The sequence below is a fragment of the Paenibacillus sp. FSL R5-0744 genome (genome assembly GCF_037972555.1).
In the GTDB taxonomy this organism is placed as follows: Bacteria; Bacillota; Bacilli; order Paenibacillales; family Paenibacillaceae; genus Paenibacillus_AQ.
This window is the reverse complement of record NZ_CP150228.1, coordinates 2,030,962-2,041,042: the sequence shown is the minus strand read 5'-3', so window position 1 is coordinate 2,041,042 and position 10,081 is coordinate 2,030,962. Positions and strand designations below refer to the sequence as shown.

The window sequence follows — 10,081 nt, the reverse complement described above, 5'->3', positions numbered from 1 at the left end:
ACTCACCAAATTCTCACAAATTGTCGGTTAATGCCGAACAAAAGAAAAAAACAGAGAGATTTCTCTCTCTGCTGTAACTTTTTTCATATAAATACTAGGCCAGATATGCAGCTACACGTTCTTTAAACTCTGATGAAGGAAACATGCCCAGCTCCGAACGATAAACAATCTCGAATTTCTCATAGAGCCGTGCAATCTTTTCTTTATTTCCAAGTTTGGCATAAATATCAATCATTTGCTGGTTCATTTCTTCATGCAGCGGATATAAGCTTATGAACTTTTCTAATCGTTGCTCCGCTTTATGCCAGTCCTGAGTAGCACAATCACTGTCCACTAGCAATCGAGTCCAGGTTGTAAAATACTTGCAGTAAGCTTCCTCCAGCGAAATCTTCCATAGATAAGGCTTCCCATCCAGCAGGGGCCCCTGATATAAGAAACAAAGCCGCTCCATTTGAGTAGTGTTTTGTTTCCCTTCAGCCATTTCTAAATGAAACCTTTGATAATCAAGAGCATCATAACTTTCATTTCCGGTCTCCAGCATATAACCATCATTCATTTTACGGATTTCCATGCCGAAGCCCTTTTCTTTTAGCATTTTTTTCAAAAGGTAAATCGTATTATACAGGTTAGATGCCCCTCTCTCATCCTGCATATCTGGCCATAACAAATCAATTATTCTCCATTTACTGATATAACGACCTGCATTACATAGGAAATACGCGAATAATTCCTCTGCTCTGCGCGTTCGAAAATGAATGGGCTTGCCTTCTGAATCACAAACTTCAAATCCGCCAAAACAACGGATCATAGGCCTCGTTTTCTTTGGCTCTAGGATCACCGCAGGTCTCATTCGTTTAATAAGTCGTTCAGTGACCCTGTTGATCGCTTCGGGTGTTATTGGCTTAAGTATATAATCTAGTGCACTAACCTCGAATGCTTCCAGTGCATAATTCTTGTAGGCCGTTGTAAATACAATTTCCGGTTGATGCATCAGCTTCTGAATTCTGCTTGCCAGCTCAATACCATTCATCTTTGGCATTTCAACATCTATAAACACGACATCCGGTTGTAAATCAGGTATGCATTCCAGTGCCTCTAATGGATTTGAGAAGGCCCCGCTAATGGTATAATCTGGATTACGACCGATCAGTACCTTCATCAAATTCAAAATTGGCTTCTCATCTTCAACAATCACTACACGAATCATCGTGTTTCTCCCTCCATGCCCCCAAGGCTTGCTGGTAAATACATTGTTACTTTGGTCCCAAACCCAAGGTCGGAATGAATGGTTAGGGTAGCTCCGGGTATAGCGCCTAGACGCTTTCGAATATTATGGATTCCAATACTGCCATCCAGCTGCTCGTCTCCAGTTAATTGATATAGCAAGTCATCTGGCATACCCACACCATCATCTTCGATGATAACTTTCATATAGTTACTACCTGCTTGAACCGTGAGCGAAACTCTGCCCTGACCCTCTTTTTCAAACAATCCATGTCTGATCGCATTTTCAACAAATGGCTGAATACATAAGGAAGGGATTTCAACAGAACGCAGACCCTCATCCATAAAAAAAATAAAATCAAACCGTTCTCCAAAACGCGCTTTTTCGATCTCCACGTAGGCTTGAATCAGCTCTAACTCCCGGTGCAAAGGAACAACTAAAGTGGAACGGTCCATATCGAGAATATAACGGATGTATTGACTTAACATGGATAACAAATAGGCGGCTTTCTCTCCATCTGTATAACAGAAAGAGATCACACTGCTCAGTGCGTTATACAGAAAATGCGGTTTGATTTGCGCTTGATGAAAGGCATACTCATTTCGTATCGCTTCTTGTATCGATGTCTTCATTGCAATCAGCGTTTGAATTCTCGCAATCAGCGTTTCTCCATCAAATGGCTTAGTTATATAATCATTCGCCCCAGCCCTGAAGCCAAGCGCAATATCTGTTGGCGCGTCTTTTACTGTAGCAAACAAAATAGGTAAATCCAGAATGGAGTAACGCACCCGCAACGTTCGGCACAACTCAATTCCTGATATCCCCGGCATCATGACATCTAATATAACTAGGTCCATATTAGGGTACTGCTCCATTTTGTCCATTGCTTCATTCGCTGAAAACGCCGTAATTACATTGTAATGATGCCGTCTTAAAATATTCAACAGAATATGAATGTTAGAGGCCTCATCATCCACAATTAGGATCGTATATCCACTCTGATCCACTATATCAAGCGATGTCTGCTCAAAATGCGCGTGCTGCCCCACCCCTGTAGCTGCTACTTCGCGGTAGCCTGGGATCCGCTCGATTTTGGGCAAGGTGAAAATCATTCGAGTGCCTTGACCAACCTCAGACCAATCCACCCGAATCTCACCGCCCATCCGCTCAATTAGCTTTCTGCTAATATACAGACCCACACCCATTCCTGTGTAACCATCTTGCGGAAGTGGTTTATCGACTTGTTCAAAATATTCAAATATGGCGGTATGCATATCAGGGGATATCCCAGTTCCTGAATCTTCCACCGTAACAGATACTGTATTCCCCTCTACATAAGATTTTATGGTAATAAATCCTTTATCTGTATGTTTGATCGCATTATGAACTAAATTGTACATGACTTGTCTTAATCGACTATCATCCGCAAGCACCCACACATCGGGTTCCACCTGATTATCTAATCGCACAGATTTCCCTGCGAGCTCAAACTGCAACACATCAAATACAATTTGTGAAGCTACCCTTAGATCAACCACTGTCTGCTGTAGTCGTAATTCTCCATGCTTCAAAAGACTAACATCAATCAAATCCTGAATGAGCATAGACAGTTTTGTAGAAGTGTCCTTAATTAACCAAAGATTCTGTTTCTGTAATGGATACAGATTATCTTCGCCATCTTCTAATAAAAAGGATGTCATATTCATAATGCCATGCAGCGGAGTTTTGATCTCATGAGAAGTGTTCATCAGAAATTCATCTTTAAGCTGGTTCGAGATTAGCAACTGACGGGACAGCATTTCCGTCTTATCATAAGTATTTGAGAATCGTACAGCTAACATAATATTGAAGAAAACAATAAAACCAATGACTCCGCATTTACCCACCAAATCGGTCTGCAGAACATTTTCAGAGTAAAGACTTACATCAAAGAAAAATATCAGGAGCGAAATCGCACCGCCAATGAACAAAAACAGTTCTTTTCGATCCGTCGTCTGGCTCTGGCTGCGAACATATAAATAGATCATTCTGACTATGATTACCACCATAACGATTCCAAGATAGGTTACAAATAGATACTTCATACGAATGTGTACACCATACGGGAGCACCAAAACCGATACAAGATATAGGACAAATGGAGACAACACAATCTTCATCCTCTTACTTGACATCAACCGGGACTCGACCGAGCAGTAAAACATAATAATGATAATCGAACCGACAAACTGGCTTATTTCCAATAGCTTGTAAGTTGATTCAAAAGGGAAATGGGGTAATAACTGTTGAAATATCTTCTCTCCATATAGAGAATTGTTCAAAGAAAGAATAAGCAAATATAAACCGCTGAGCAAATAGGCCTTTTCTCTACGCCCAACGAAATAGAAGCTGAGATGATATGCTCCAAACATCCCCAGGATCAATATAATTCCAATGTCAGTACCCATCTGAATACTGTTCAGTTTTGTAATATCCGTGTGCACGCCCAGTGGGATTGAATTCACGATCCCCCCAGTAATAAAGTTGAAGTTAGACACTTGAATTATAATTTCTATCTCTTGGGTATTAGACTGAAAAAATACCGTATACGGAGTATTCCCTGGCTTAAATGACTCACTTTCTGTTGAAGGAACCCCGTCCTCTCCTTCCTGCTTCCCATTGATAAACAACTTTTGAGACATACGGATACTTCTTATTTTCAAACCAAGAATCTCATCCGAATCTTTGACCAACACTTTAAGTCGATAGGTGCCAGCCCCTTTACGGTCCATCCCATCTTCTATGATCTTGCCTTTCCATGTGCCTGGGACAGATAGATATGTAGATTTCTTATCTATACTTTGCTGAATCTCAGATGGATTCAGTAATTTATTTTCATAAAACTCCCATTCTCCGTCTAGATCAACTAATCCCTGTTTCTCAAAGTCCCAGCTCGACAAATCCAGTACGCCCTGCTTGGCCACCGGGGTATCTTGGTCCTGAATCGTTGGGGAAATAATACTTACTAATAGGGAAAAGGCAAGGATAAAAAACAACCCCATCCCAACTATTCCACGATATTTCATCGTCCTCAACCTTCAGGCTCCTCTCACCAGCGAGTAATTCTACCATTCTACTCCACTGCTCTCACAAAAATCTCTCAAAGTCCCGCCTGTAAGTCACTTCCAGACACTGTTTACCTATCCACCCCAAGCATCTCCAGCCCAAGCCGTACACGAATATCTTCTGCATTCTCAGTTAAATAAAGAGCGTAAGCTTTTATAATCGGCGTGTCTAACTCACATTGAAGTTGAAATAGCTTCTGTTGATCGAGATAAGGTTGTGCTATAGATCGTGGTAGAAATCCAAAGCCTGCTCCTAGTAGCAGCATGTCCAGCATAATCATCGAGTGATCGGTCTGAAGTGTCGGCACATAGCCCGCACCAACGATACTAGTAAACCATTCCGGAAACGGACCTCCCCACTCTAAATGACAATACTCCCGCTGAAAAAAATCCTCCCTGCTTACAGGTGTTTCTCTTAATTGTGTGGAGACCAGAATAATCTCATCTTCAAACAGGAGATGTCTGGTCACCTTAGGATGTTCCGGCGGGTCATATTTAATCGCAACCTGGACTATTCCATCCAGCAAAAGATCACGGATCATATAGCTAGAATCAATATAACTTAGGAATTTAATAGCTACCTTGGGATGATCACGTCTAAATGAAAGAATATGCTGCAGGTAATAATAATGCCATACGGACCCGGGTCCACTCAAAATGATATAGTTCTCCAGTTCTTCGGATAGAGTCACCTTACTCTCTTCAAACAAACGAAGCATCCGCTCAGCATATGGAACAAAAGATATCCCTGCCTGCGTTAAGCTAACATTCCGGTTATCACGTGTAAGGAGCACCTTGCCCACGGAGTTTTCTAAAGCTTTTATTCTTGCGGTAACGGCGGACTGGGAGATATGTAGATGTTCCGAGGCTTTGGTGAAATTTCGAATTCTGCATACCGCCAAAAAAGCTTCTAATTGAGATAAGTCCATGGATAACATCCTCTATGATTCAAAATATTAATGATTACGATCTATAAAATTCGTTATACAAATTATACGTATTCAGTTATGATTTCGCTATATTTTTAAACTTATAAGTGCTGGAGGAATTTATATGGTTAGCAATGTCAGAATCGAACAATTATTTACGATTAAGGAGTCTATTAATGAGCTTTCAAAGCTTCTAATACAGGTGGTGGAGGAAGGAGCCTCAATTGGTTTTTTACCACCCTTAGATCCGTCAGACTCTACATCATATTGGCACAATGTTTTGGCGCCCGATGTGATCCTTTTTGTCGCAACAATGAATGATATTATCGTGGGAAGTGTACAACTACATTTATGTACAAAAGCAAACGGAACGCATCGAGCCGAAATCGCAAAGCTAATGACACACCCTAATTATCGTCGTAATGGTATTGCTCGTTCTCTTATGGAAAAGGCTGAAGAAAGAGCTAAGCAGGAAGACCGGTCTTTAATAGTGCTTGATACAAGAGAAGGTGACCCTTCCAACCTCCTCTATACTTCAATGGGCTACATACAAGCTGGACGTATTCCGAGCTATGCGTTATCAGCAAATGGTGAATTACATGCGACGATTTTTTATTATAAGGTTATTGGCTAGACATTTTGAACTTAAAAACATTCTAAAAGGAAGAGTGGCGAAGGGGAATCTTGAAACTGTAGGAGCGATAGCGCCCGCCTTTGCCTCCGGATTTCAACCGTGAAACACGGTATATAATCAAGAAATCTGGGGACAACAGCGGCCGGAAGTCCAAGCATTCACCGCAGTCACACAATTACCTTAATAGAAAAATCTTAAGTTCAACTAATATAGACATTTATAAAACACCAAGTTATAGTATTAACAGCACTTTTAATAACCATTTTCAAAAGTCTAGAGGTGATTAAAATAAACCAAATCGCAAACAATTCTATTCGTGTTAAAAAGATAAATCAGGAGCTCATCAAGCAAGCCTTGAAATCGATGAAAGAAGGAACCAAATCAACGATTGCAACCGCCACCGGGTTAAGTATTGCCACTTGCGGAAATATTCTGAATGAGCTTATGGAGACAGGTGAAGTCATTGAGACGGAGCTGGAGGCTTCGAATGGAGGTCGGCCGGCCCGAAGATTCATCTATAATGTCGATTTCTCCTACATCGCATGCATCTATGCCAAAATTGAAGATGGCCAACAATCCTTAACCTATGCAGTAACGAATTCCATTGGCGAACGTGTAGATGATGGATATATCAAGGCTGAGAGTATTGACGCTACAACCATTGATCACTTAGTAGGCACACTAATTCAAGCCTATAACAACATCAAAGCCGTTGGCATTGGAATCCCGGGACTGGTTCACCGAGGCGTCATCAATATTTGTGATATCAACACTTTAATTCACGCTCCCTTAGAGTCACTCCTCAGAGAGAAATACGAGGTTGAAGTCACAGTTGAAAATGACATGAATCTAACCGTTTACGGATTCTATAAACAGCAGGATTACGAAGAGGATAAGACCATCGTCGTGTTGACCTTTATCAAAGGTGCCTTTCCAGGTGCAGGGATGATGATCGACGGGCATATCCACAAAGGCAATACTAGATTCGCGGGCGAAGTCTCATTTTTACCGTTTGGAATCTCGCGTGACGAGCAATTCATTCGTTTGGGGCAGACAGAAACGTTTATCCCATTGGCAGCTCATACCATCGCTTCATTGACGGCAGTTATTAACCCTGAGACGATTGCGCTCACAGGTGAACAAGTTAGACAAGAGGATGTGCCACATATCTATCAAAGTTGTCTGGCATTCATTCCAGAAGAGCATATGCCTCATCTAATTGTGCTGGATCACCCTGATGATTATTACATGAACGGATTAATTGCGATCACGCTGGAAAGCTTGACCTATTCGTTGCAGCTGGTTGAGAAGCGCCGGTAAGTATTTTTTATGACCCTAACATTTGCATTATCGATTAGATCTAAAACCAACAAGAACTTCAGGAGGAATTACGAATGGCAACAAACAAAGAGAATATGATTGCAGGAAAGCTTTACATGGCTGGTGGAGAAGAATTAGCTAGAGATAGTAAAAGATCCAGAATGCTCACTCGTTTATTTAACAACACGACGGAAGAACAAGGCGAATATAGAGTAGAATTACTTAAGCAATTATTCGAGTCTACAGGTGAATCGTTGCATATTGAGCCACCTTTCCGCTGCGATTATGGCAGCAATATTACTGTCGGAAATAACTTTTACGCCAATTTCGACTGCATTATCCTGGACGTAGCAAAAGTAACGATAGGTGAGAATGTTCTCTTTGGACCTAGAGTAAGCGTATATACCGCTGGCCATCCCATTGATGCGGACGTTCGTATTAGTATGCTTGAATTCGGTACACCGATTACGATTGGAAACAATGTGTGGGTTGGCGGAAATGCCGTTATCAATCCCGGGGTAAATATCGGCAATAATGTAATCATCGGCGCAGGCTCTGTCGTGACTAAAGATATCCCTGACAATGTAATCGCAGTGGGGAATCCTTGCAGAGTGCTAAGAGAAATTACAGAGGACGATAAACAACACTGGGAGAAGCTTAAAGAAGAGTACTACAGAGACATCGAGCAATAAAGATACCCGATTCTGGAGGTTCTCACGTTGAAAAAGCGTTTTGACGGATTTAATAAGGTTTATGCCATGCAATTGGCTACGATCTTTTTGGGGTTTATTGTGTTTGGGATATCGGAAAATATTAAAGGGCCAGCCATTCCTAGAATTCAGTTTGACTTCAGTCTGGACGAAAAGCAGCTGGGTACCCTTCTATCCCTAAACGCACTAGGTTATTTGATCGCCTGTTCCTTCACAGCTGTATTGGTTCGTAAGTGGGGGATCAAGGCTGTCAGTATTATTGCTTTCGCATCCATGATATTCTCTGGCGTTCTAATTTACATCTCACATAGCTATCCCCTCTTCTCGGCTTCATACTTCCTGATGTATATCGGAAACGGAATGCTTGAGATTGGACTTGCCATTCTGGGAGCACGTATCTTCGTTAAAAATACCGGGACCATGATGAACTTATCCCATTTCTTTTACGGATTTAGTTCCACGTTAGCACCCCTACTGGCAACAGGGCTGATGACGGTAAGTGTATTCGGTCATACTCTGGATTGGCGCGGAATGTATCTAATAATGCTTAGCCTTTCTTTACTGCCTATTTTATTTGCCTTACGGAGTACGTTTCCGGGTGACGATCTTCCACATGAGGACCGTATTCCCTTAAAAACACTTGTCCGTGACCCTGCTTTATGGCTAATGGTTCTTATCCTTTCCTTCGGAGTAGTGTCGGAGCTTGCTGTAGGCGGATGGCTCGTGAATTTCCTTGAAAAAGCATACCTGTGGGATACGGTTACTGCATCTGGGATGCTGTCTACCTTCTTTCTCTGCTTCTCGTTAGCAAGGCTCCTGCTGGGGCCGGTTACTGATAAAATTGGATTTAACCTATCGCTTATCATCTTTTCAGCCTTCTCTGCCCTGTGTACGTTTGCCGCAATTTTGGGTGGAGAAAAGCTCGCATTTCTATTTGCCGCTGCAGGAATCGGGATTGCGATGATTTATCCTACGGTTATGGCTTTTATCGCGAAAAGATATCCACATGGTAGCGACACCGCCATCACATTTACAGTCACATTAATGGGAGTGGGTAGCGTAATCGGCAACTATGCTATAGGTGCTGTGATCGAAGGCGTGAAGCGGCTTTACGGTGCAGAGACGCAAATAGGCTTATTACGCGGACTTCAAGCCGGTTATGGTTTTATCGGATTATGTGCAGCGATATGCGCGATATCCGGTTGTATTCTATATCGTTATTTACATCGCCGCCAAGAACTTATCTAACCTCATCTATATTACTTAAAAAACCTGTCGATTGAATCGGCAGGTTTTTTGGATTTGAACTATAGTTTCCCTGTATGTGCTGCACTGTACGATGAGCTAAGATCATGTATGATACGCGTAACAATGGCATCTGCTCTCGCGATTCCGCCAAGACACCTACTGCAGCCCACTCATCAGCTCCAGTATTTTTCTAACAATTTGCTCCTCTTCGTTGCTCACCTTTTCCGTTGCCAATTCACCAAGCTCTGTGTGTTCTCCAACACAAACCGAATGAGCGGAATGTCTAAACATTTCTATGTCGTTAGCATCGTTACCAAAAGCGATAAATTGCTGCATTTCTACGCCTAATCTCTTTAGTCCTGTCCATTTGTTCACACCTTGTGGACTTATATCAATAATATCTTCTTGTCCATGCTGGTAGATCACAATAGGCAGATTTTGCAGCTTATGTATAAGCTGTTCCCCGTTCAGACTGCTCAAAATAACTACCTTCACAAGCTCATCCAGCTCAGATGGACTTACATTTTTGGCGCGTTGTTCTGGATCTACATTTCTCCGAATGGGATGATCATCAGAACCCGAATATGAATAATCCCAGTGACTGTCAATCAAATAAGCTGCATTAAATTCTTCTATTAATTTCAAGAGGATGTCCGAAGTTTGCGCGTCAAAATGTATCGTCGAAATAACCTCTCCGCCTTTTGCAATAAATGCACCATTCCCGCCAACCATTGAAAAATGGTGCATATGTGCAGGCAACACAGGCAATAAATCACGAATAGGCCGGGCTGACGCAAAAATAACCTCATGACCTTTTTCAATTAGAGTATCCAAGGCTTGTACGATTCGTTCACTCAAAGGTTTGCCGCTAAAACATATGGTTCCATCTAAATCAAAAATAAATTTCATCG

Annotated in this window: 8 protein-coding genes; 4 read left to right on the top strand and 4 right to left on the bottom strand. The window is 41.8% G+C overall.

Features of this window, described 5'->3' with window-relative positions:
- Positions 1-94 precede the first annotated feature (94 nt).
- The 3 genes from MKY19_RS08800 to MKY19_RS08790 all read right to left on the bottom strand — a co-directional run bounded on the left by MKY19_RS08800 (position 95) and on the right by MKY19_RS08790 (position 5,258).
- Positions 95-1,207, bottom strand: a complete 1,113-nt coding sequence (locus tag MKY19_RS08800; RefSeq protein ID WP_339802025.1) for a response regulator — start codon at positions 1,205-1,207, stop codon at positions 95-97.
- Positions 1,204-4,290, bottom strand: a complete 3,087-nt coding sequence (locus tag MKY19_RS08795) for an ATP-binding protein (protein ID WP_339804238.1) — start codon at positions 4,288-4,290, stop codon at positions 1,204-1,206. Before MKY19_RS08795 ends, MKY19_RS08800 begins: the two co-directional genes overlap by 4 nt.
- 110 nt (positions 4,291-4,400) lie before the next feature.
- Positions 4,401-5,258 (bottom strand): LysR family transcriptional regulator, encoded by an 858-nt coding sequence (locus MKY19_RS08790; RefSeq protein WP_339802022.1) that lies wholly within the window; start codon positions 5,256-5,258, stop codon positions 4,401-4,403.
- Between the two features lie 124 nt (positions 5,259-5,382).
- On the opposite strand from MKY19_RS08790, the gene MKY19_RS08785 reads away from it, so the two are divergent.
- The 4 genes from MKY19_RS08785 to MKY19_RS08770 all read left to right on the top strand — a co-directional run bounded on the left by MKY19_RS08785 (position 5,383) and on the right by MKY19_RS08770 (position 9,170).
- Positions 5,383-5,892, top strand: a complete 510-nt coding sequence (locus MKY19_RS08785) for a GNAT family N-acetyltransferase (RefSeq protein ID WP_339802020.1) — start codon at positions 5,383-5,385, stop codon at positions 5,890-5,892.
- 363 nt (positions 5,893-6,255) lie between these two features.
- Positions 6,256-7,212 (top strand): ROK family protein, encoded by a 957-nt coding sequence (locus MKY19_RS08780; protein ID WP_339804235.1) that lies wholly within the window; start codon positions 6,256-6,258, stop codon positions 7,210-7,212.
- 74 nt (positions 7,213-7,286) lie between these two features.
- Positions 7,287-7,904 (top strand): sugar O-acetyltransferase, encoded by a 618-nt coding sequence (locus tag MKY19_RS08775; RefSeq protein ID WP_339802017.1) that lies wholly within the window; start codon positions 7,287-7,289, stop codon positions 7,902-7,904.
- 66 nt (positions 7,905-7,970) lie between these two features.
- A complete protein-coding gene (locus tag MKY19_RS08770; RefSeq protein ID WP_339804232.1) occupies positions 7,971-9,170 on the top strand; it encodes an MFS transporter in 1,200 nt (399 codons plus the stop codon).
- Positions 9,171-9,326: 156 nt separating this feature from the next.
- Here MKY19_RS08770 and MKY19_RS08765 read toward each other — a convergent pair whose 3' ends face one another.
- A complete protein-coding gene (locus MKY19_RS08765; protein ID WP_339802014.1) occupies positions 9,327-10,079 on the bottom strand; it encodes an HAD family hydrolase in 753 nt (250 codons plus the stop codon).
- Positions 10,080-10,081: the final 2 nt, after the last annotated feature.

Coding starts and splice junctions, on each gene's coding strand:
- MKY19_RS08795 (WP_339804238.1), bottom strand. CDS start 4,290: ATGAAATATCGTGGAATAGTTGGGATGGGGTTGTTTTTTATCCTTGCC.
- MKY19_RS08785 (WP_339802020.1), top strand. CDS start 5,383: ATGGTTAGCAATGTCAGAATCGAACAATTATTTACGATTAAGGAGTCT.
- MKY19_RS08775 (WP_339802017.1), top strand. CDS start 7,287: ATGGCAACAAACAAAGAGAATATGATTGCAGGAAAGCTTTACATGGCT.
- MKY19_RS08790 (WP_339802022.1), bottom strand. CDS start 5,258: ATGGACTTATCTCAATTAGAAGCTTTTTTGGCGGTATGCAGAATTCGA.
- MKY19_RS08800 (WP_339802025.1), bottom strand. CDS start 1,207: ATGATTCGTGTAGTGATTGTTGAAGATGAGAAGCCAATTTTGAATTTG.
- MKY19_RS08765 (WP_339802014.1), bottom strand. CDS start 10,079: ATGAAATTTATTTTTGATTTAGATGGAACCATATGTTTTAGCGGCAAA.
- MKY19_RS08770 (WP_339804232.1), top strand. CDS start 7,971: ATGCAATTGGCTACGATCTTTTTGGGGTTTATTGTGTTTGGGATATCG.
- MKY19_RS08780 (WP_339804235.1), top strand. CDS start 6,256: ATGAAAGAAGGAACCAAATCAACGATTGCAACCGCCACCGGGTTAAGT.